We start from the raw sequence: 21,242 nt of genomic DNA, 5'->3' as shown, positions 1-21,242 counted from the left end.
AACTTCCTTCACCTGGCTGAAAGCCGCGTGTTAGGTGGGTCGCTGCAGGCTGCCGAGGTTTGCAATCCCACTCCCTCGGAGGTTTTCGGCATGCTCGGGCTGGTCAAGACCGCACTGCTCAAGCCCTACACGTTCATCGTGCTGGCGATTTTCATCTGCATCATCGGGCCCCTGGCGGCCCTGCGTACCCCCACCGATGTGTTCCCCGATATCGGCATTCCGGTGGTGGCGGTGGTCTGGCAGTACAACGGCCTGTCGCCGGACGCCATGGCCGGGCGGGTGATCTACACCTACGAGCGCTCCCTGAGCACCACGGTCAACGACATCGAGCACATCGAATCGCAGTCGCTGCCGGGCATGGGCATCGTCAAGATCTTCTTCCAGCCCGGGGTCGATATCCGCACCGCCAACGCCCAAGTGACAGCCGTTTCACAAACCGTGCTCAAGCAGATGCCGCCGGGCATCACCCCGCCGCTGATCCTCAACTACAGCGCCTCGACGGTGCCGATCCTGCAGATGGCCTTCTCCAGCCCGACCCTGTCGGAGGCGAAGATCCGCGACCTGGTGCAGAACAACATCCGCCTGCCCCTGAGCGCCCTGCCCGGCCTGGCCATGCCCACGCCCATGGGCGGCAAGCAGCGCCAGATCACCCTTGACCTGGACCCGCAAGCCCTGGCCGCCAAGGGCCTGTCGGCCCAGGACGTGGGCAATGCCCTGGCGGCGCAGAACCAGATCATCCCGGTGGGCACCGCCAAGCTCGGCGGCGATGAATACACGGTGCTGCTGAACAACAGCCCGACCGCCATCGAGGAGCTCAACGACCTGCCGATCAAGACCGTGGACGGCGCGCTGATCACCATCGGCCAGGTGGCTCACGTGCGCGACGGCTCGCCGCCGCAGACCAATATCGTGCGGGTCGACGGACGCCGGGCGGTGCTGATGCCGGCGCTGAAGAACGGCAATATCTCCACCCTGTCCATAGTCAATGGCATCCGCCAGATGCTGCCGCGAATCAACGAAACCCTGCCGCCGGCGCTGAAGACTTCGCTGCTGGGGGACGCCTCGGTGTTCGTCAAGCAGTCGGTGGGCAGCGTGGCCCAGGAAGGCATCATCGCCGCCCTGCTGACCAGCGCGATGATCCTGCTGTTCCTCGGCAGTTGGCGCTCGACCCTGATCATCGCCGCCTCGATTCCCCTGGCGGTGCTTTCCGCGATTGCCCTGCTGGCGGTCAGCGGCCAGACCCTCAACGTCATGACCCTGGGCGGCCTGGCCCTGGCGGTGGGGATCCTGGTGGACGACGCCACGGTGACCATCGAGAACATCAACTGGCACCTGGAACAGGGCAAGGCGGTGCAGGACGCGATCCTCGACGGCGCCAAACAGATCGTCGGCCCGGCCTTCGTCTCGCTGCTGTGCATCTGCATCGTCTTCGTGCCGATGTTCCTGCTGCAGGGCATTGCCGGCTATCTGTTCCGGCCCATGGCCCTGGCGGTGATCTTCGCCATGGCCAGCTCGTTCATCCTCTCGCGGACCCTGGTGCCCACACTGGCCATGTACCTGCTCAAGCCCCATGCGCCGCAAACGGGCCCCGGGCATCACCCGGAAGACGCCTTCATCAACCATCACGAAGGTGAACCGCACGCCCAGCCACACAGCGCTCTGGTCCGCGGGCTGCTGGCCTTCCAGCAGGGTTTCGAGGCGCGCTTTTCCAACATTCGCGACACCTATCACGGCCTGCTGCAGCTGGCCCTGGGCCGGCGCAAGAGCTTCATCCTCGGCTTCCTTACCTGCGTACTGGCGTCCTTCGCCCTGCTGCCAAGCCTGGGCCAGGACTTCTTCCCCGCCACCGACGCCGGCGCCCTGGCCCTGCACGTGCGCCTGCCCCTGGGCACGCGGATCGAGGAAAGCGCGGCGGCCTTCGACCGCATCGAAGGCCGCATCCGCGAGGTGATCCCGCCGGAGCAGCTGGACAGCATCATCGACAACATCGGCATTCCCTTGAGCGGCATCGACATGGCCTACAGCAACAGCGGCACCATCGGTCCCCAGGATGGCGATATCCAGATCACCCTGAAACCCGGCCACGCCCCCAGCGCCGACTACGTGAAGCAACTGCGCCAAGCCTTGCCGGAAAGCTTCCCGGGCAGCCAGTTCGCCTTTTTGCCGGCGGACATCAGCAGCCAGATCCTCAACTTCGGCGCTCCGGCCCCGCTGGACGTGAAAATCTCCGGGCCCAACGCCGAAGCCAACCGCGCCTTCGCCCTGGAACTGCAACGGCGCCTGCAGCATGTGCCGGGCATCGCCGACCTGCGCATCCAGCAGTCCACCGGCTACCCGTCCTTGCAGGTCAAGGTCGATCGCCTGCGGGCCAATGGCCTGGGGATCACCGAGCGCGACGTGACCAACAGCATGGTGGCCTCCCTGGCCGGCAGCTCCCAGGTGGCGCCGACCTTCTGGCTCAACCCGAAGAACGGCGTGTCCTACTCCATCGTCGCCGCCACCCCGCAGTACCGCCTGGACAGCCTGCCGGCCCTGGAAGCGCTGCCGGTCACCGGCAGCAACGGCCAGTCGCAGATCCTCGGCGGCCTGGCAGACATCTCCCGGGTTGAAAGCCCGGCGGTGGTCAGCCACTACAACATCCAGCCCACACTGGACCTGTACGCCAACGTCCAGGGGCGCGATCTGGGCGCCGTGGCCCACGACATGCAAAAGGTCCTGGACGACGCCGCAGCCCTGCGGCCCAAGGGCGCCACGGTCAGCCTGCACGGGCAGATCGACGCCCTGCACCAGGCCTTCAGCGGCCTGAGCCTGGGCTTGCTGGGGGCGGTGGTGCTGATCTACCTGCTGATCGTGGTCAACTTCCAGTCTTGGGTCGATCCGTTCGTGATCATCACCGCGCTACCGGCGGCCCTGGCCGGGATCGTGTGGATGCTGTTCTTGAGTGGCACCTCGCTGTCGGTGCCGGCGCTGACCGGGGCCATCCTGTGCATGGGGGTGGCCACCGCCAACTCGATCCTGGTGGTGAGTTTTTGCCGCGAGCGCCTGGCGGAGCACGGCGACGCCCTCAAGGCCGCCCTGGAAGCCGGCTACACACGCTTTCGCCCGGTGTGCATGACCGCCCTGGCGATGATCATCGGCATGCTGCCCCTGGCCCTGTCCGAAGAACAGAACGCGCCCCTGGGCCGCGCGGTGATCGGCGGGCTGCTCCTCGCCACCGTCGCCACCCTGATTTTTGTCCCCGTGGTCTTCAGCCTGGTCCACGGCCGCCGTCCCCAATCCGCTGTTGCTGGAGAAAACACCCATGTCGCCTGATCACACCCCCTCGCGCAAACGCCTGATGCTGCTGGGCATAGGCGGCCTGAGCCTGGCCGCCCTGCTGGTGGCCAGCGGCCTGGCCGCACGTACCCGGCATGAACGGGCCGTGGTCGCCTGGACCGAAACCGCCGCCGTGCCGCAGGTGCTGGTGTTCCAGCCGCAGCACAACCTACTGGGCGACACCCTGCGCCTGCCGGCGCACCTGGAAGCCTGGAGCAAGGCGCCGATCCACGCCCGGGTCAGCGGCTACCTCAAGGACTGGACCCAGGACATAGGCGCCAAGGTGACCGCCGGGCAAGTGCTGGCCCATATCGACAGCCCCGACCTGGATCAGCAAATGGCCCAGACCCGGGCGCGGATGATCCAGGAGCAAGCCAACGCGCGGCTGGCCCAGACCACCGCCGAGCGCTGGCAGCACCTGTTGGCCAGCCATTCGGTATCGCGTCAGGAAGCCGATGAAAAAAGCTCCAACGCCGCCGCGGCCAAGGCCAATGCTGACGCAGCCGCCGCCGACTACGCACGGCTCACGGCGCTGGAAGACTACAAGACCATTCGCGCGCCGTTCGCCGGCACCATCACCGCCCGCCACACCGACATCGGCCAGTTGATCAAGGCCGACAACGACAGCGACCCGGAACTGTTCGACCTGGCAGACACCCACAAACTGCGGCTCTACGTACCGATCCCACAGAACTACGCCAGCGTGATCCGCCCCGGCCTGGAAGCGCAGTTGACCGTGCCCGAGCACCCGGGCCAGCACTTTCGCGCGCAACTGGTGGGCGACTCCACCGCCATCGACCCGCGCTCCGGCACCCTGCTGGCGCAGTTCGTCGCCGCCAACCCGGACGGCGCCCTGATGCCCGGCGACTATGCCGAGGCGAGCCTGGCGATTCCCGCCGACACCCACGGCGTGAGCATCCCCGCCAGTGCCTTGATCTTCCGCGCCCAGGGCACCCAGGTGGCGCTGATCGACGGTTCCCGGCACGTGCACCTGCGCAGCATCCATATCGGCCTCGACCTGGGCGAACGGCTGGTGATCGACCAGGGCCTGCAAGCCACGGATCAGGTCATCGACAACCCGCCGGACGCCCTGCGCGAAGGTGACCTGGTGCAACTGGCGGACGCAGGAGGTGAGCATGCGCCCAAGGCTTGAACCCCTCGCCGCCCTGCTGTTGCTGGCCCTGCACGGCTGCTCCCTGGCGCCCCACTACCAGGTGCCGGCCATCGAGCTGCCGGCGCAATACCGCGAACAGAACAGCGATGGCCCCTGGCACCCGGCCGCCACGCCCCAGGGGCTCGCCGAGCACTGGTGGCTGCTGTACCAGGACCCGCGTCTGGACGACCTGCAACAGCGCCTGCTCCGGGCCAACCCGGACCTGGCGGCAGCCCTGGCCCACTACGACGGCGCCCAGGCCTACGCCAGCCAACTGCACGCAGGGTTGTTCCCGCAGATCAGCGCCAGCGCCCAGCCGTTGCGCCAACGCCAGTCGGACAGCCGCCCCCTGCGCGGCAGCAGCCAACCCTCGGTGTACAACAGCAACAGCGCCGGTTTTGCCCTGAGTTTCGACCTCGACCTCTGGGGCCGGATCCGCAATCAAGCGGCGGCCGGCGATGCCCAGGCCCAAGCCTCCGGGGATGACCTGGCAGCCGCGCGCCTGAGCCTGCAAAAACAGTTGGCGAGCCTGTATGTGCAACTCAATGGCCTGGATGCCCAGAGCCGGATCTTGAGCCACTCCCTGGAGGATTACGCCCAGGCCCTGCAACTGACCCGCGACCGTTATCAAGGGCAGATCGCCTCGGAACTGGACCTGACCCGGGCCCAGAGCCAACTGGCCAGCGCCGAGGCGGAACTGGACGAAGTGCGGGCCCAGCGCAACCTCAGCGAACACGCCATTGGCGAACTGGTGGGCGAACCGGCCAGCCAGTTCAGCCTTGCGCCCTCGGAACAGCTGCTAAGCCTGCCGAGCATTCCCCAACAACTGCCCAGCACCCTGCTGCAACGCCGGCCGGACATTGCCGCGGCGGAACGCCGGGTGTACGCCGCCAATGCCGGCATCGGCATCGCCCGCGCCGCCTGGTATCCGGATTTCAGCCTGACCGGGATGCTCGGTGGGCAGACCCAGGGCGTGGGTAATCTGCTGGCGGCGGGCAATCGCTACTGGGCCTTGGGCCCCCTGATGAACCTGCCGATCTTTGATGGCGGACGGCTGAGCGCCAATGAACGCCAGGCCCATGCCGAGTTTGAAGAGGCCGCCGCGCATTACCGTGGGCAAGTGCTGCGGGCGGTGCGCGAGGTGGAGGACAACCTGGGGCAACTGCGGGATCTGCGGCAGGAAGCGCTGGATCAGCAGGCGGCGGTGAATGCAGCGCAGCACACCCAGACCTTGGCCATGAACAGCTATCAGGCCGGGGCGGTGAGTTATCTGGATGTGGTCACGGCGCAGACTGCAGCGCTGCAGGCGCAACGGGGGTTGCAGGCACTGCAGACAAGGGAGTTGCAGGCAAGTGTGGGGTTGGTGGTGGCGTTGGGTGGGGGGTGGAAAGGTGGGGCTTGAAACCTGAAGCATAATCGCCTGGTAGGTCTCTCCAAGGTGCCCCGGTGCGCAAAATCCAGAATACGGTGTTGATGAATAGCCGATTGTCCTTTGCTCGTCCTCCCCAGGAGCCTTCGCGGCCGGCTAAATGAGGTTTCAGCAAACTCCATACATTGGCGGAGATACCGTGGCGCCGATGGGTTGCAAGGGCATGACGCGCTGGCCGTCTAACTAGGAAGACCGATTATCAATTTTTTGAGTCTTGTGACGACCTATCTAGACGGCTGACGCAACAACTACCTTGAAAAACGCCGGAACAGGAAACGCACTTAAGCCAAGCCGGCTTAGCGTAGGACTTCCCCAAACTCTGCGGCCTGCCCTTATTGTGCGTATCGATCGATCCTGACAGAAACTGTCACTGCCCTGCGCCATAATGACTGCAATGAACAGCTTCAACATGCTAATCATGAGTACTAAATCCTGTTACAAAAATGAGATATTAAATTATGAGAGTTAACTACTGCGTCCTAGGCACAAACAACATGGCGGCTGCAATTGAGTTCTACAATGCACTCTTTGAAAAAACAGAACTCAAGCACTTGATATCAACAGACAGAATGACTTACTGGCAAAGTAGCAATTTTTCATTTGCCCTAGCCACTCCCTTTGATAAGGAGCCTGCAACAAATGGAAATGGCACGATGATTGGTTTTAATGTTGACTCTGTAGAAAAAGTAAAAAGATTTCATGAAAAGGCGATTGAATTGGGCGGTACCTGCGAGGGTAAACCCGGCCAACGGGGGCCCTACTTTTCAGCGTATGCGAGAGATTTGGATAAAAACAAACTGTGTTTTTCTGCCGAGATGCCTGTTTAATCTCATGTCCACAAGCTTTGATAGCCCACAAGGCAATACAAATATCTGAGCAGAAGTATTGTTTCACCATCAGTTCCTCTGACGGTGAACAGATGGGTAAATTAGGTTTCAGCGAGTTCCATAAATTGTCGTAAATATCGTGACGCCGATAGGTTGCAAGAGCCACGACACGCTGGCCGTCTAACTAGAAAGATCAATCATCAATGTTTTTTGAGTCTGCGACGACACTCTTTAGTCTATTTTAAGGGGTGATAGAGAGGTCGTTATGGAGGTTCGGAATACATATCCGTTGTTGCGTTTCGTTTTCACCGCGGTGGTATACATTTCCGTTGCTGCGGGTGTGGCCACTTACGGCTTCGCTCTTACAGCGACTCACTTTTGAACAGCCGGAGTGCCGGCCCAGGCAAAAGTAAGCAAAACGCTTCTGCCCCTCCACTCGGTGCCGGGTTACCCACGGCTCAATGCCTGCGTTCGGCCATCGTGTCTAAGGGGGCAGGCAGATCAAAAGCAAAATCTGACGGCGGCCTTGCGGCCGGCCTGAAGATGAGGCCGTGTGTACCGCCCCGTAGGAGCTGGCTTGCCAGCGAAGGCGTCCGCCAGAACGATGCATGACTTGAGGGCCTCTTCGCCGGCAAGCCGGCTCCTACAGAAGCCTGCGTATCTGCAAATGATCAGATATGACAGCTGCTCAGGCCGTTCTTTTCCAGGTAACGCTGGTGTTCTTCATCCGCCAGTTCAAACCGCCCCAGTGGCACGACCACCGTGGCTATGGGTTTGTTGAGGCGTCCGGAGTCTTGCAGGGCGGTCTTGGCCGCCCTCGCCTGTTCGGCCTGCACGGCGTTGGTGTGGAAGATCGCCGAGCGATATTTCACCCCGCCATGCTCGCCCTGGCGATCCACCGAGGTGGGATCGTGCAGGCCCCAGAAGTGCTCGATCAGGCGGGTATAAGCCAGCACCTGCGGGTCGAAATCCACCTGCACCACTTCTATCTGCAAGGCTTCGTCCGCCGCTTCCACGGCGTAGCCGACGCGGCTGTCCACTACTCCAGGCAGGGCCCGGAACGCGGCTTCCGCGCCCCAGAAGCAGCCGGCGCCGAAGGTCGCCTGTTCAATCCCACTCATTGAATCGCTCCCACTTTTTCACCGCTGGCACCCAGCCAGCCATCAACGATCTGCGGATGCTCCGCCACCCATTCCTTGGCCGCCTGCGCCGCCGGTTGCTGTTCCTTTTCGATCTTGAGGATCAGGTCGTTCAGGGCCTGAGGCTCGATGCTGAAGTTCTCCAGGAACGCGGCAATTCGCGGTGCGCGTTTTTGCAGGGCACTGGAGGCCAGGACATACACCCGGGCATCCGGGTAGGCGCAGGTGATCTTGCTCTTGCTCAGCCAGTCGGCATCCACTGTCGGGCTGATGAATTTCCAGCAGCCATCGGCCTTGTACAGCGGGTCGCCCTTCTTGTTGTCCTGGGCATAGCCGTCGAACGCCGGTTCATCCAGGCGGCGCAGGTCGAAGGCGGAGAAGATCCAGTCCGGGGTGTAGGCGTAGAACACCACGCCGCGCTGGGCCTTGTAGGCCGCGGCGAGCTTAGCGTAGGTCGCCGAGGCTTCGGTGGACACCGATTCGAATTTGTCGGCAAAGCCGAAGTCCTTGGCCTTGATCTCGCCGATGTAGGTGGACTCCCAGCCCGCCGGGCCCACCAGCAGTTGCGCCTTGCCGCCGCCCAGGGGTTCGAAGAGTTTCGCCACTTCCGGCTTTTGCAGGTCGTAGACCGATTTCACGCCGTATTTGTCTTGCAGGTAGCCGGGGATATAGAAGCCCTGCACCCCCAGGTACGGCTGTTTGTTGGGCACCAGGGAGCGGGTGCCACCGGTGACGTATTTGGCCCAGGCGGCAGACTGGTTGGGCAGCCAGATATCGGTCAGCACGTCCACCGAGCCGTCGCCCTTGGCAGCGGCGGCAAACAACACCGGCACGTCGCCGGCCAGGTAGGAAACGTCGCCGTCGAGGCGGCTCTTGATCACTTCGCCGAGGATGTTCTGGATGGCGATGGCGCCGGTCCAGTTCTGTTCGCCGATAACGATCTTGTCCTTGGCCAGCACCGGCAGGGACAAACCCAACAGCAGCGCGGCGGCGCCAAGGGTACGGGTAAACGACTTGTTCAAGGGACACCTCATGATTGATGCAATGTGCGATCCCGCTGGCGCAGGGTCGCTTGAATGATGCGGTCGGGAATCAACGCGCAGAACACGATTGCGGCGCCGGCCAACATGCCCTCGCCACCCTTGATGTTGCGCAGCGCGGTCATCACGTCGTAGCCCAGGCCGCCGGCGCCGATCAGCGCCGCCACCACCACCATCGACAGGCTCATCACCAGGGTCTGGTTGATCCCCAGCAGCAAGGAACCCGCAGCCAGGGGCAGCTCGACCTTGGTCAGGATCTGCCACGGCGTGGCGCCGTGGGCCAGGGCCGCTTCGACGGCGGTCTTGGGCACTTCCTGAATCCCCAGGGCGGTGAGGCGGATCATCGGCGCCAGGGCGAAGATCACCGTGGCGATCACCGCCGGGGTCTTGCCCACCGAGAAGAACGCCACCGCCGGGATCAGGTACACGAAGGTCGGCAGGGTCTGCATCACGTCCAGCAAGGGGGTGATCAGGCGCCGGGCCAGGGCGCGCTTGGCCAGGAGGATGCCGGCGGGCACGCCGATCAACAGCGAGATCAGCACCGAGGAACCCACCAGGGCCAGGGTGGCGATGGTCCGTTCCCAGAAGCCGAACAGACCGATGTAGAGCAAGGCGGCGGCGCTGGTCAGGGCCAGGGCGGCGCCGGCGCTGCGCCAGGCCAGCAGCACCAGGGCCAGGGCCGGCACCGGCCAGGGCAGCCAGCCCAGCAGGCTTTCGATGCTTTCGATCACCGTACGCACGGCCACTATCACGCCGACGAAGGTGCTCTCGAAGGTGACCTGGGACCAGCCGATCAACTGGTCGATGGCCGCCGCGGTGCCCAGCAGCACTTGGCGGTCGGCGGGAAACTGCAGCCAGGGGCCCGAAGCATCGGCGACCAGAACCCGCCACAGCACCAGGGCCTGGCACAGCAGCAATACCAGCCACGGCAGGCGCCAGTCGGAACGGCCCTGGCGGCTGGGGCGCCGGGCCAGGGTCAGGCTCAACAGGCGGCTGCACAGCAGGCCGAGCAGCGCCAGGACGCCCCAGGCAAGGCTGGCCGTGGCCAGCCCCTGCCCCAGGGCTGCGGCCGCCCCCAGTTCGAGGGCGAACCCCAGCCAGTACAGGCCACCGCGACCGCTGGCAGCCAGGGCCGCCGGCCCCAGCAGCAGGGTCTGGGCCAAGGACAATCCAGGGCTGGCCGGAGCCGGCGCCACCCCGCGCTTACCCGGGGTCGGCAAGGCCGTCACCGGCGTGTCGCTGCGAGCCCCGTGGTCCTGAAAGAAGTCCGCCACTTCGGCATCCGCCGGTTGCTCCAGCAGCTCGCTGGGGGGGCCCAGCTGGATCAGTTGGCCGTGGCGCAGCACGGCAATGCGGTCCGCCAGGCGCAAGGCTTCTGCCGGGTCGTGGGTCACCAGCAAAGTGGTGATGCCGCGCTCGCGCACCACCCGCAAAAAGTGGCTTTGCAGGTCGCGGCGGATGGTCGGGTCGAGGGCACTGAAGGGTTCGTCCATCAGCAGGATGTCCGGTTCGCTGACCAGGGCCCGGGCCAGGCCGACCCGCTGCTGCATGCCGCCGGACAGTTCATGGGGGTAATGCTCGCCCCAGCCGTCCAGGCCCATGGCTTGCAGTTGCAGATCGGCCGCGGCGTGGCGCTGGGCCTCGGGCTCGCCGCGCAGTTCCAAGGGCAAGGCGACGTTGTCGCGCACACTGCGATGGGGCAACAGGCCAAAATGCTGGAACACCATGCCGATGCGCCGGGAACGCAGGGTGCGCAGTTCCTCGGCCGAGAGTTGGCTGATGGCCGCACCGTCGATCAGCACCTCGCCGCTGCTGGGCTCGATCAGCCGGTTGATATGCCGCAGCAAGGTGGACTTGCCACTGCCGGAGGTGCCCATCAGGCACAGCACCTCGCCACGGCGCACCTGGAGGCTGACCTGCTGCACCGCCGGCGGCGCGCTCTGGCCACGGCGGCGGGCGTAGTGCTTGGTCAGGTTGCGCAACTCCAGCACCACCTCGGCGGGGCTCGGTGGCGTGGCGGCTGAGGCTGGGACGGCGAAAGCCTCTTGGGCGTGAACGGCAGACACGGGAACTCCTGACGCCGGGCGCGGGATGGCGTTGCCGGCGGTGAACAAGAAAAAAAGAGGAGGCCTGTTCGCCGGCAAGCCGGCTCCCACAACGGCATCGCGTGGTGGGAGCTGGCTTGCCAGCGAAGGCAATCTAACCAGCGATCACAACTTCTTGGGGCTCCACAACTGCACCGCCCGGGCATCCACTGGCTTGGGCAAAAGCTTTTCCTGGTAGAAGGCATCGGCGATTTTCTGCTGCTCGCCCAAGGCGTCCGGCTTCACCACTTCCACCTGATAGGTGCGGCGGCTGTTGGCCAGTTCCACGGTCGGTACATCCAGGTTGCCCCACAGCGGGCCCAGCAGTCTTGCCGCCTCGGCCGGATGCGCCTTGACCCAGGTGCCGGTCTTCTGCAGCTCGGCAAACACCTGATTCAGCACCTCGGGATGGGCCTTGGCGTAATCGCTGGATGCCAGGTAGTACCGGCGATAGCTGGCCAGCCCCTGGCCGTCGTGCAGCACCCGCGCGCCCTGCTGGCGCTGGGCGCTGGCGACGAAGGGTTCCCAGGTGACCCAGGCATCGACCTTGGCGGTTTCCAGCGCCGCGCGGCCATCGGCCGGAGTCAGGTACACCGGCTGGATATCAGCGAAGCTCAAGCCCGCTTCGCGCAAGGCAGCGATCAGCAGGTAATGGCTGCCGGCGGCCTTGGTCACGGCGATGCGCTTGCCCTTGAGGTCAGCCAGGGACTTGAGTGGCGAGTCCTTGGCAATGACGATGGACTGGGCGGCGGGTGATGGGGTTTCGGTGGCGAAATAGGTCAGCTTGGCCCCGGCGGCCTGGGCGAAGACCGGCACCGTGTCGGCGACATCCGCGCTGATATCGACATTGCCCACATTCAGCGATTCCGCCAGCGGCAGGCCACTGGTGAATTCGTGCCAGGTGATCTTCACCCCCTGCCCTGCCAGCTGTTTTTCCAGGGTGCCCTGGGCCTTGAGCAAGGCCAGCAGGGTCGAGGATTTCTGGTAGCCGATCCGCAGGTCGGTATCGGCCTGGGCATTGAGGGCCATGCCCAGCGCCAGGCCGGCCAGGGCGGTGATCGACAAGCTACGACGCAAAGCAAAGGGCAGGCGCATGGGGGCGAACCTTCTCGGAGACAGGAAAGTCGCAAAAAGCTAATCGATCTAACAAATAGGAAATAAATACTTTTTAGGAATTAGCTTAGGTTCGTGCAGCTGACCGCCCCTAACGGTCACAAGGCTTGGAACCGCCGAACTCGGTTTTGCGCAGGCAGAAGAAGCCGTTTTTCTTCAGGGTCAGCGGGGCCACGGCACAAGGCAGCACGGCCTGATTGACCTCGATCGACACCCGCTCGCCCTGCAACTCGCGCTCGTCCAGGCGCAGCTCGCAACTGCCCGCCTGGTCGCCTGCTGCGTAGCCGATATGGCTGATCACCCGGTTGTCCAGCTTGATCACCAGGGGGTTCTGCGCCGCCGAACAGGCCGAGAGGCTGGGGTGGCGGGCGTTGATGCTCAGATGGTTGTCATCGCCGGTGGCCGCCGGGACCAGGGGAATGAACAGCAACGACATCAGATGGTGGGACGGCGCGGAGGTCAGCTTCACATACAGCGGCTCGGGCCCGCAGGCCAGCTTGAACGCGGTGCCCTGGTCATACCTTCCCTTGCTGGCGTCCTGCCAACCGCCGAGGCTGTCGGCCTTCCAGTCGTGGCCCCATTTGTAATCGATACACCCCCCCAGGCTCAGAGCCAGGGCCAAACAGAGCGCCATCCTGTGCATAGTCGACATCCCGTGCGAAAAGTTCGCCAGTGTACGCCAGGATCAACGGCTGACGATGCCCTTGTAGGAGCTGGCTTGCCAGCGAAGGCGTCGGCATGGGCGGTGCACTTCTTGCGGGCCTCTTCGCCGGCAAGCCGGCTCCTACGGGAATGGTGGTGTGGGCGGACTCGTGAAAACACCACAGGCCCCCGGTAGGAGCTGGCTTGCCAGCGAAGGCGTCGGCATGGGCGATGCAGGTCTTGCGGGCCTCTTCGCCGGCAAGCCGGCTCCTACGGGGATGGTGGTGTGGGCGGATTCGTCGATACACCACAGCCCCCCGGTAGGAGCTGGCTTGCCAGCGAAGGCGTCTTCAAGGCCGATGCAAGGCTCAAGGGCCTCTTCGCCGGCAAGCCGGCTCCTACGGTTGGCGTTGGGCGATGGATTGGGAGGCGGCGAGCATGGCGCGCAGCAGCACGGCGCAGCCGGCAGCCAGGTCGTCGGGGTCGGCGTTCTCGATTTCGTTGTGGCTGATGCCGCCTTCGCAAGGCACGAAGATCATTCCCGCCGGGCCCAGTTCGGCAACGAAGATTGCGTCGTGCCCGGCGCCGCTGACGATGTCCATATGGGACAGGCCCAACCCTTGTGCGGCACCGCGCACCGCATCGACGCACACCGGGTCGAAATACAGCGGTGGGAAGTCCGCAGTCGGGGTCAGTTCGAAGCTCAGGCCGTGTTGTTCGCAGGTGTTGTCGATCACCTGGCGCACTTCGGCAATCATCGAATCCAGGCGCGCCGGCTCCAGGTGGCGGAAGTCCAGGGTCATGCGCACCTCCCCCGGGATCACGTTGCGCGATCCTGGATAGGCCTGCAGGCAGCCAACGGTGCCACAGGCGTGGGGCTGGTGGCCGAGGGCGGCGCGGTTGACCGCCGCGACCACGGCGGCGGCGCCCACCAGGGCGTCCTTGCGCAGGTGCATGGGGGTCGGGCCGGCGTGGGCTTCGACGCCCCGCAGCTTGAGGTCGAACCACTTCTGGCCCAGGGCGCCGAGCACCACGCCTATGGTCTTGCGTTCGTCTTCAAGGACCGGCCCCTGCTCGATATGGGCCTCGAAATAGGCGCCCACCGGGTGCCCGCTGACCTGGCGCTTTCCGGCGTAGCCGATGGCGTTCAGGGCCTCGCCGACGCTGACACCCTCGGCGTCGGTCTTGGCCAGGGTGTCTTCCAGGGTGAATTTTTCAGCGAACACCCCGGAGCCCATCATGCACGGCGGGAAGCGCGAGCCTTCTTCGTTGGTCCACACCACCACTTCCAGGGGCGCCTCGGTTTCCAGCTTGAGGTCGTTGAGGGTGCGCAGCACTTCCACCCCGGCCAGCACGCCGAAGCAGCCGTCGAACTTGCCACCGGTGGGCTGGGTGTCGATATGGCTGCCGGTCATCACCGGTGGCAGTTGCGGGTTGCGCCCGGGACGGCGGGCGAAGATGTTGCCGATGCCGTCCACCGTGACCGTGCAGCCGGCCGCTTCGCACCATTGCACGAACAGGTCCCGGGCCTGGCGGTCGAGGTCGGTCAGGGCCAGGCGACAGACCCCGCCCTTGACCGTGGCCCCGAGCCGGGCCAGCTCCATGAGCGACTGCCAGAGGCGGTCGCGGTTGATGTGCTGATGGCTGGATTGCAGAACCTCAACGGCAGCGTTCATGGTGATCTCCTCAGGCATTTCTTCTGATGGTGTCGGGGGATTCGTGCCAGCAATCGCCCGGGATAATGGCCCGGCAAAACCTGTATCTGTAGGAGCCGGCCGGGCAACGCTCCGCTTGCCGGCGAAGAGGCCCTGGAGCCGTGTACAAGGCTGAGGACGCCTTCGCTGGCAAGCCAGCTCCTACGGGAAGGGTGGTTGGTTGGGTGTTCATGTCGGGGTCTTGGCGGTCGCTACCTGGGCGCTGCGCAGGCTGCACAGGCCGTAGTAGATCAGCCCGCCCAGGGCCGAACCGGTGAACCAGCCGTAGCTGTAGAACCAGTTGAAGGCGCTGCTGCCCAGGGACATCAGGGTCAGCGCCACCGGCACGCCGAAGGCGATGAAGCCGTGCCAGTTCCACGCCGGGTAGACGTCGTCACGGTACAGGCCGGCCAGGTCCAGGCGCTGTTTCTTGATGATGAAATAGTCCACCACCATGATCCCGGCAATCGGCCCCAGCAGGCTGGAGTAGCCCAGCAGCCAGTTGGAATACACGGTCTCCAGGCTGACGTCGGAAATCAGCAGGCCGAGCTTTTTCAGCAATTCGTGGCCCATCAGCGCCAGCCCCACCAGGCCGGTGAGGATCACTGCGGTGGTGCGGCCGATCAGCTTCGGCGCCAGGTTCTGGAAGTCGTTGGTGGGCGAGACGATGTTGGCCGCGGTGTTGGTGGACAAGGTGGCGATGATGATCAACGCCATGGCCAGGGCCACCCAGCCCGGGCTCTGGATGTGGCCGATCAGGCTCACCGGATCGGAGACGGTGACCCCCACCAGTTTCACCGAGGCGGCGGTCATCACCACCCCCAGGGCGGCGAACAGGAACATGGTCAGTGGCAGGCCGAAGATCTGCCCGAGGATCTGGTCCTTCTGGCTTTTGGCGTAGCGGCTGAAGTCGGGAATGTTCAGCGACAGGGTGGCCCAGAAGCCGACCATCGCCGTGAGCCCGGCCATGAAGTAACTGGTGACGCTGGCGCCGTCGGGACGCTTGGGCGGGATTGCCAGCAACTCGCTCAGGGACACATTGGGCAAAGCCCACACCAGCAGGCCGATACCCACCGCCACCAGCAGCGGCGCGGACAGGGTTTCCAGCCACTTGATCGACTCGGCGCCGCGCAGCACCACCCACAGGTTGAGGGTCCAGAAGATCATGAAGCCGATCACCTCGCCGGTGCCGCCCAGGGCCTTCCAGCCCTCGAAGATCGAGCCCAGGAACAGGTGGATCGCCAGCCCGCCGAACATCGTCTGGATGCCGAACCAGCCGCAGGCCACCAGGGCGCGGATCAGGCACGGCACGTTGGAGCCGATGATGCCGAACGATGAGCGCAGCAACACCGGGAACGGAATGCCGTACTTGGTGCCGGCAAAGGCGTTGAGGGTCAGGGGTACCAGCACCACGATATTGGCCAGGAGGATCGCCAGCAGCGCCTCGCCAACGCTGAGCCCGAAGTAGGCGGTGAGCACCCCGCCCAGGGTGTAAGTGGGCACGCAGATCGACATGCCGATCCATAGTGCGGTGATGTGCCATTTGTTCCAGGTGCGCTCCTGGACCTTGGTCGGTGCGATGTCGTGGTTGTAACGGGGGCTGTCGAGTACGTCGCTGCCGGCGTCCAACTCGTACAAGCCCTCGCGCTCGGTCACCTGGGATCTGATCTGTTGCATGGCCGCTCCACTGTTGTTCTGATTATTTTGCTCATCAGGGCGGCAGGCGAAGGGTTCGCGCGCCGGACGATGGCCGGAGAACTTACGACTTCCAGCCTCTGGCACATCGACCTGCGGCGGCACTCAATAAAGATGCCAAGTACTTGCGCGGTCGCTGCTGCACAGTCGGCGGAATCCATGTAAACAACTGATGTCATTGGGTTTTATGCAAGCAACTTGCAAGTCCCTGGTTAGTTGCCAATTCACTCAGGCCGGGTGTTTGGCAAGTTGTCCATTCGGTCAGGACCCAAAGCAGTGCACATTTATTTTTTTAATTATTTATTGGTCTTCCCAGCGCCTCCTCAAGCAGCTGATTCGACATAGGAAATCTCGACTATTTTTTGATCCTGTCAAGTGCGTCAAAATGGTGAGGCGCTGCACCATTTTGCGGATTTGTGTTTTTAATCGTTAAATTTCAGCAACTTATATTGAATATAAGCTTATAAAAAATATTCTTGCTGTTTCTTGTAACTCGGGCTAGCTTCTATTCCTGACACCGCTGACAGGATTGTATAGTTGTCAGCGCGTTCAATAAAAAAGTTAGAACCGGCACAAGCCGGTCATGCCTGCGAGGAACTCGGAATGTCTCTGTTGATCCGTGGCGCCACCGTTATTACCCATGATGAAAGTTACCAGGCCGATGTACTCTGCGCAGAGGGCCTGATTAGAGCCATCGGCAACAATCTGGATATTCCCGCAGGCTGCGAAGTGCTCGATGGCAGCGGCCAATACTTGATGCCCGGCGGCATCGACCCCCACACCCACATGCAACTGCCCTTCATGGGCACCGTGGCCAGCGAAGACTTTTTCAGCGGCACCGCGGCGGGTCTTGCAGGCGGCACCACCTCAATCATCGACTTCGTGATTCCCAACCCCCAGCAGTCGTTGCTGGAAGCCTTCCAGCAGTGGCGCGGCTGGGCCGAAAAATCCGCCAGCGACTACGGTTTCCACGTGGCCATCACCTGGTGGAGCGAGCAGGTCCGCGAGGAAATGGCCGAGCTGGTGCAGCACCACGGCATCAACAGCTTCAAGCACTTCATGGCCTACAAGAACGCCATCATGGCCGCCGACGACACCCTGGTGGCGAGCTTCGAGCGCTGCCTGGAACTGGGGGCGGTGCCCACGGTGCACGCGGAAAACGGCGAGCTGGTGTATCACCTGCAACGCAAGCTGCTGGCCCAGGGCATCACCGGGCCCGAAGCCCACCCGCTGTCACGGCCCTCGCAAGTGGAAGGCGAAGCGGCCAGCCGGGCGATCCGCATCGCCGAGACCCTGGGCACGCCGCTGTACCTGGTGCATGTCTCGACCCAGGAAGCCCTGGATGAAATCAGCTACGCCCGGGGCAAGGGCCAGCCGGTCTACGGTGAAGTGCTGGCCGGACACCTGCTGCTGGACGACAGCGTGTACCGCGACCCGGACTGGCAGACCGCCGCCGGCTACGTGATGAGCCCACCCTTTCGCCCCCGGGGCCATCAGGAAGCCCTGTGGCGCGGCCTGCAGTCGGGCAACCTGCACACCACCGCCACCGACCACTGCTGCTTCTGCGCCGAACAGAAAGCCGCCGGCCGCGACGACTTCAGCAAGATCCCCAACGGCACCGCCGGCATCGAAGACCGCATGGCAGTGCTGTGGGACGAAGGGGTGAACAGCGGGCGCCTGTCGATGCAGGAGTTCGTCGCCCTGACCTCCACCAACACCGCGAAGATCTTCAACCTCTACCCGCGCAAGGGTGCGATCCGCGTTGGCGCCGATGCCGACCTGGTGCTCTGGGACCCGCAAGGCAGCCGCACCATCTCCGCCAAGACCCACCACCAGCAGGTGGACTTCAACATCTTCGAAGGCAAGACCGTGCGCGGCGTGCCCAGCCACACCATCAGCCAGGGCCGGCTGGTGTGGGCCGACGGCGACCTGCGAGCCGAACGCGGCGCCGGGCGCTACATCGAGCGCCCGGCCTACCCGGCGGTGTTCGACCTCTTGAGCAAGCGCGCCGAGCGGCACAAGCCGACGGCGGTTAAACGCTGAGACCGGGGGGCGTTGCCCCCCTATCGCGAGCAAGCTCGCTCCTACAGAAACCCATGCCCCCTGTAGGAGCTGGCTTGCCAGCGAAGGCGCCCGCAAATCCCTTGCAAGAGTCAAAGGCCTATTCGCCGGCAAGCCGGCTCCTACGGATAGGGGTGATCTCAGCTACAGAAAATGCCCGTCAGAGGCAACCAAGAAACGAACCGTGAGGCCAAAACCGTGATCAAGACCTTGAACCACTTGCCCCACCCCACCCTGGACAACGCCAGCCTGGCTGGCCATTTCACCGACCTGGCGCCGCCGCTCAATGCCCGCCAGGCGCACCTGGAAGCCTCGCGCTGCCTGTATTGCTACGACGCGCCCTGCGTCAATGCCTGCCCCAGCGAGATCGACATTCCCTCGTTCATCCGCAATATCCACACCGACAACGTCCAGGGCGCGGCGCAGAAGATTCTCTCGGCCAATATCCTCGGCGGCAGCTGCGCCCGGGTCTGCCCCACCGAGATCCTCTGCCAGCAGGCCTGCGTGCGCAACAACGCCCAGGAATGCGCGCCGGTACTGATCGGCCTGCTGCAGCGCTATGCCCTGGACAACGCCCACTTCACCCAGCACCCGTTCCAGCGCGCCGCGCCCACCGGCAAACGCATCGCCGTGGTCGGTGCCGGCCCGGCGGGTTTGTCCTGCGCCCACCGTTGCGCCCTGCATGGCCATGAGGTGGTGATTTTCGAAGCCCGGGACAAGGCCGGCGGCCTCAACGAATACGGGATCGCCAAGTACAAGCTGGTGGACGACTTCGCCCAGCAGGAGCTGGAATTTCTCCTCGGGGTGGGCGGCATCGAGATCCGTCACGGGCAGAAACTCGGCGACAACCTGAGCCTGACCCAACTGCATCAGGAGTACGACGCGGTGTTCCTCGGTCTCGGGCTGGCCGCCAGCAAGCAGCTTGGGCTGGAACATGAACAAGCCTCCGGGCTGCTGGCCGCCACCGACTACATCCGTGAACTGCGCCAGGCCGACGACCTCAGCCAGTTGCCCCTGGCCAACCGCTGCATTGTCCTCGGCGCCGGCAACACCGCCATCGACATGGCGGTGCAGATGGCGCGCCTGGGGGCCAGCGATGTCAACCTGGTGTACCGCCGGGGCGTGGAGGACATGGGCGCCACCGAGCACGAACAGGAGATCGCCAAGGCCAATCAGGTGCGCCTGCTGACCTGGGCCGCCCCCGAGCAGGTGCTGCTGGATGACCAGGGCCGGGTGCGCGGCATGCGCTTTGCCCGCACCCGGCTGGTGGAAGGCCGCCTGCAGAGCACCGGCGACACCTTCGAACTGGCCGCCGACGCGATCTTCAAGGCCATCGGCCAGGGCTTCGACGGCGCCGCCCTCAGCGACCCGCTGGCCCGGGAGCTGCAACGCTGCGGCGAGCGCATCCAGGTGGACGAACAGCTGCGCACCAGCATTCCCGGGGTCTACGCCGGCGGCGACTGCGTCAGCCTCGGCCAGGACCTCACCGTGCAGGCGGTACAACACGGCAAGCTGGCCGCAGAAGCCATGCATGCCCGACTGATGCTCAACCAGGAGGCTGCATAAATGGCCGATCTGTCGATTGTCTTTGCCGGTATCAAAGCCCCCAACCCGTTCTGGCTGGCGTCCGCGCCGCCCACCGACAAGGCCTACAACGTGGTCCGCGCGTTCGAGGCCGGCTGGGGCGGCGTGGTCTGGAAAACCCTCGGGGAAGACCCGGCGGCGGTCAACGTGTCGTCGCGCTACTCGGCGCACTTCGGGCCCAACCGCGAGGTCATGGGCATCAACAATATCGAGCTGATCACCGACCGTTCCCTGGAGATCAACCTCCAGGAAATCACCCAGGTGAAGAAGGACTGGCCGGACCGGGCGCTGATCGTCTCGCTGATGGTGCCCTGCGTCGAAGAATCGTGGAAAGCCATCCTGCCCCTGGTGGAAGCCACCGGCGCCGACGGCATCGAACTGAATTTCGGCTGCCCTCACGGCATGCCGGAACGGGGCATGGGCGCGGCGGTGGGCCAGGTGCCGGAATACGTCGAACAGGTGACCCGCTGGTGCAAGACTTATTGCTCGCTGCCGGTGATCGTCAAGCTGACGCCGAACATCACCGACATCCGCACCGCGGCCCGCGCCGCCCATCGCGGTGGCGCGGATGCGGTATCGCTGATCAACACCATCAACTCCATCACCAGCGTCGACCTGGAGCGCATGGTGGCCCACCCCATGGTGGGCAGCCAGAGCACCCACGGCGGCTACTGCGGTTCGGCGGTCAAGCCGATTGCCCTGAACATGGTGGCCGAGATCGCCCGCGATCCACAGACCCGCGGCCTGCCGATCTGCGGCATTGGCGGCATCGGCAACTGGCGCGACGCGGCGGAGTTCGTGGCCCTGGGCTGCGGCGCGGTGCAGGTGTGCACCGCGGCGATGCTGCATGGCTTTCGCATCGTCGAGGAAATGAAGGATGGGCTGTCGCGGTGGATGGACAGCCAGGGCTACCACAGCCTGCAAGACTTCAGCGGGCGCGCGGTGGGCAACACCACGGACTGGAAGTACCTGGACATCAACTACCAGGTGATCGCGAAAATTGACCAGGAGGCGTGCATCGGTTGCGGCCGTTGTCATATTGCCTGCGAAGACACTTCGCACCAGGCGATTGCCAGCCTCAGGCAAGCGGACGGCACCCATAAATATGAAGTGATCGACGACGAATGCGTGGGTTGCAACCTGTGCCAGATCACCTGCCCGGTGCAGGACTGCATCGAGATGGTGCCTCAGCAAACCGGCAAGCCGTTCCTCGACTGGCTGCATGATCCGCGCAATCCCTACCGCGAAGCGGTGTGACCCACGCACCTGCTGTAGGAGCTGGCTTGCCGGCGAAGGCGGTCTTGCGGGCCCCTTCGCTGGCAAGCCAGCTCCTACGGCTGGCAGAAATATCGCGGGGGTTCTGTAGGAGCCGGCTTGCCGGCGAAGGCGGTCTTGCGGGCCTCTTCGCTGGCAAGCCAGCTCCTACGGCTGGCAGAGATATCGCGGGGGCTCTGTAGGAGCCGGCT

The 21,242-nt window shown here is 64.3% G+C and carries 14 protein-coding genes and 1 pseudogene; 7 read left to right on the top strand and 8 right to left on the bottom strand.

What is annotated here, in order from left to right; translation table 11 throughout:
* Nucleotides 1–90 precede the first annotated feature (90 nt).
* The 3 genes from U873_RS0109990 to U873_RS0109980 are packed head-to-tail and all read left to right on the top strand — an operon-like array spanning nucleotide 91 to nucleotide 5,870.
* Entirely contained in the window at nucleotides 91–3,312 is a 3,222-nt protein-coding gene (locus U873_RS0109990; protein WP_025128121.1) for an efflux RND transporter permease subunit, read from the top strand.
* On the top strand, nucleotides 3,302–4,468 hold the full coding sequence (locus tag U873_RS0109985) for an efflux RND transporter periplasmic adaptor subunit (RefSeq protein WP_025128120.1): 1,167 nt from the start codon (nucleotides 3,302–3,304) through the stop codon (nucleotides 4,466–4,468). Before U873_RS0109990 ends, U873_RS0109985 begins: the two co-directional genes overlap by 11 nt.
* Complete coding sequence (locus tag U873_RS0109980; RefSeq protein ID WP_025128119.1) at nucleotides 4,452–5,870, top strand: efflux transporter outer membrane subunit; 1,419 nt, start codon at nucleotides 4,452–4,454, stop codon at nucleotides 5,868–5,870. Before U873_RS0109985 ends, U873_RS0109980 begins: the two co-directional genes overlap by 17 nt.
* On the opposite strand, the pseudogene U873_RS35100 reads toward U873_RS0109980, so the two are convergent.
* Nucleotides 5,860–6,033: pseudogene (locus U873_RS35100) on the bottom strand (transposase); the annotation flags it as partial. The gene U873_RS0109980 and the pseudogene U873_RS35100 sit on opposite strands and share 11 nt — an antisense overlap.
* Before the next feature lie 322 nt (nucleotides 6,034–6,355).
* Between U873_RS35100 and U873_RS35095 the strand changes: the two are divergent.
* Nucleotides 6,356–6,724, top strand: coding sequence for a VOC family protein (locus U873_RS35095; RefSeq protein WP_081818635.1), 369 nt, complete (start codon nucleotides 6,356–6,358; stop codon nucleotides 6,722–6,724).
* A 671-nt stretch (nucleotides 6,725–7,395) separates the two neighbouring features.
* On the opposite strand, the gene msrA is transcribed toward U873_RS35095, so the two are convergent.
* The 7 genes from msrA to U873_RS0109945 form a co-directional block, all read right to left on the bottom strand.
* Nucleotides 7,396–7,845 carry a peptide-methionine (S)-S-oxide reductase MsrA gene (gene msrA, locus U873_RS0109975; protein WP_025128118.1) on the bottom strand — a complete coding sequence of 150 codons (450 nt, stop codon included), beginning with the start codon at nucleotides 7,843–7,845 and terminating at the stop codon, nucleotides 7,396–7,398.
* Nucleotides 7,842–8,897: a glycine betaine ABC transporter substrate-binding protein gene (locus tag U873_RS0109970; RefSeq protein ID WP_025128117.1), complete on the bottom strand. Its 1,056-nt coding sequence runs from the start codon at nucleotides 8,895–8,897 to the stop codon at nucleotides 7,842–7,844. The genes msrA and U873_RS0109970 overlap by 4 nt, the downstream gene beginning before the upstream one ends.
* On the bottom strand, nucleotides 8,894–10,969 hold the full coding sequence (locus tag U873_RS0109965; RefSeq protein ID WP_025128116.1) for an ATP-binding cassette domain-containing protein: 2,076 nt from the start codon (nucleotides 10,967–10,969) through the stop codon (nucleotides 8,894–8,896). The genes U873_RS0109970 and U873_RS0109965 overlap by 4 nt, the downstream gene beginning before the upstream one ends.
* A 144-nt stretch (nucleotides 10,970–11,113) precedes the next feature.
* Nucleotides 11,114–12,082 (bottom strand): aliphatic sulfonate ABC transporter substrate-binding protein, encoded by a 969-nt coding sequence (locus U873_RS0109960; RefSeq protein ID WP_025128115.1) that lies wholly within the window; start codon nucleotides 12,080–12,082, stop codon nucleotides 11,114–11,116.
* Nucleotides 12,083–12,191: 109 nt separating this feature from the next.
* The gene (locus tag U873_RS0109955) at nucleotides 12,192–12,722 is read right to left on the bottom strand and encodes a hypothetical protein (protein WP_256244322.1); all 531 of its coding nucleotides are present in this window, start codon (nucleotides 12,720–12,722) and stop codon (nucleotides 12,192–12,194) included.
* Between the two features lie 418 nt (nucleotides 12,723–13,140).
* A complete protein-coding gene (locus U873_RS0109950; RefSeq protein ID WP_025128113.1) occupies nucleotides 13,141–14,418 on the bottom strand; it encodes a Zn-dependent hydrolase in 1,278 nt (425 codons plus the stop codon).
* Between the two features lie 207 nt (nucleotides 14,419–14,625).
* Entirely contained in the window at nucleotides 14,626–16,113 is a 1,488-nt protein-coding gene (locus U873_RS0109945) for an NCS1 family nucleobase:cation symporter-1 (RefSeq protein ID WP_025128112.1), read from the bottom strand.
* 621 nt (nucleotides 16,114–16,734) lie between these two features.
* Between U873_RS0109945 and hydA the strand changes: the two genes are divergently transcribed.
* The 3 genes from hydA (at nucleotide 16,735) to preA (ending at nucleotide 21,033) form a co-directional block, all read left to right on the top strand.
* Nucleotides 16,735–18,174 (top strand): dihydropyrimidinase, encoded by a 1,440-nt coding sequence (hydA, locus tag U873_RS0109940; RefSeq protein ID WP_025128111.1) that lies wholly within the window; start codon nucleotides 16,735–16,737, stop codon nucleotides 18,172–18,174.
* Nucleotides 18,175–18,390: 216 nt separating this feature from the next.
* The gene (locus U873_RS0109935; protein WP_043274520.1) at nucleotides 18,391–19,758 is read left to right on the top strand and encodes an NAD(P)-dependent oxidoreductase; all 1,368 of its coding nucleotides are present in this window, start codon (nucleotides 18,391–18,393) and stop codon (nucleotides 19,756–19,758) included.
* Nucleotides 19,759–21,033 carry an NAD-dependent dihydropyrimidine dehydrogenase subunit PreA gene (gene preA, locus U873_RS0109930; protein ID WP_025128109.1) on the top strand — a complete coding sequence of 425 codons (1,275 nt, stop codon included), beginning with the start codon at nucleotides 19,759–19,761 and terminating at the stop codon, nucleotides 21,031–21,033.
* Nucleotides 21,034–21,242: the final 209 nt, after the last annotated feature.

The sequence above is a fragment of the Pseudomonas sp. PH1b genome (assembly GCF_000633395.1).
Taxonomy (GTDB): Bacteria; Pseudomonadota; Gammaproteobacteria; order Pseudomonadales; family Pseudomonadaceae; genus Aquipseudomonas.
This window is presented reverse-complemented; position numbering and strand designations above follow the sequence as displayed.

Bases quoted from the DNA above. Each gene is read 5' to 3' on its own strand.
- U873_RS0109970 (WP_025128117.1), bottom strand. From the start codon at position 8,897: ATGAGGTGTCCCTTGAACAAGTCGTTTACCCGTACCCTTGGCGCCGCC.
- msrA (WP_025128118.1), bottom strand. From the start codon at position 7,845: ATGAGTGGGATTGAACAGGCGACCTTCGGCGCCGGCTGCTTCTGGGGC.
- U873_RS0109960 (WP_025128115.1), bottom strand. From the start codon at position 12,082: ATGCGCCTGCCCTTTGCTTTGCGTCGTAGCTTGTCGATCACCGCCCTG.
- U873_RS0109945 (WP_025128112.1), bottom strand. From the start codon at position 16,113: ATGCAACAGATCAGATCCCAGGTGACCGAGCGCGAGGGCTTGTACGAG.
- U873_RS0109985 (WP_025128120.1), top strand. From the start codon at position 3,302: ATGTCGCCTGATCACACCCCCTCGCGCAAACGCCTGATGCTGCTGGGC.
- preA (WP_025128109.1), top strand. From the start codon at position 19,759: ATGGCCGATCTGTCGATTGTCTTTGCCGGTATCAAAGCCCCCAACCCG.
- U873_RS35095 (WP_081818635.1), top strand. From the start codon at position 6,356: ATGAGAGTTAACTACTGCGTCCTAGGCACAAACAACATGGCGGCTGCA.
- U873_RS0109980 (WP_025128119.1), top strand. From the start codon at position 4,452: ATGCGCCCAAGGCTTGAACCCCTCGCCGCCCTGCTGTTGCTGGCCCTG.
- hydA (WP_025128111.1), top strand. From the start codon at position 16,735: ATGTCTCTGTTGATCCGTGGCGCCACCGTTATTACCCATGATGAAAGT.
- U873_RS0109950 (WP_025128113.1), bottom strand. From the start codon at position 14,418: ATGAACGCTGCCGTTGAGGTTCTGCAATCCAGCCATCAGCACATCAAC.
- U873_RS0109990 (WP_025128121.1), top strand. From the start codon at position 91: ATGCTCGGGCTGGTCAAGACCGCACTGCTCAAGCCCTACACGTTCATC.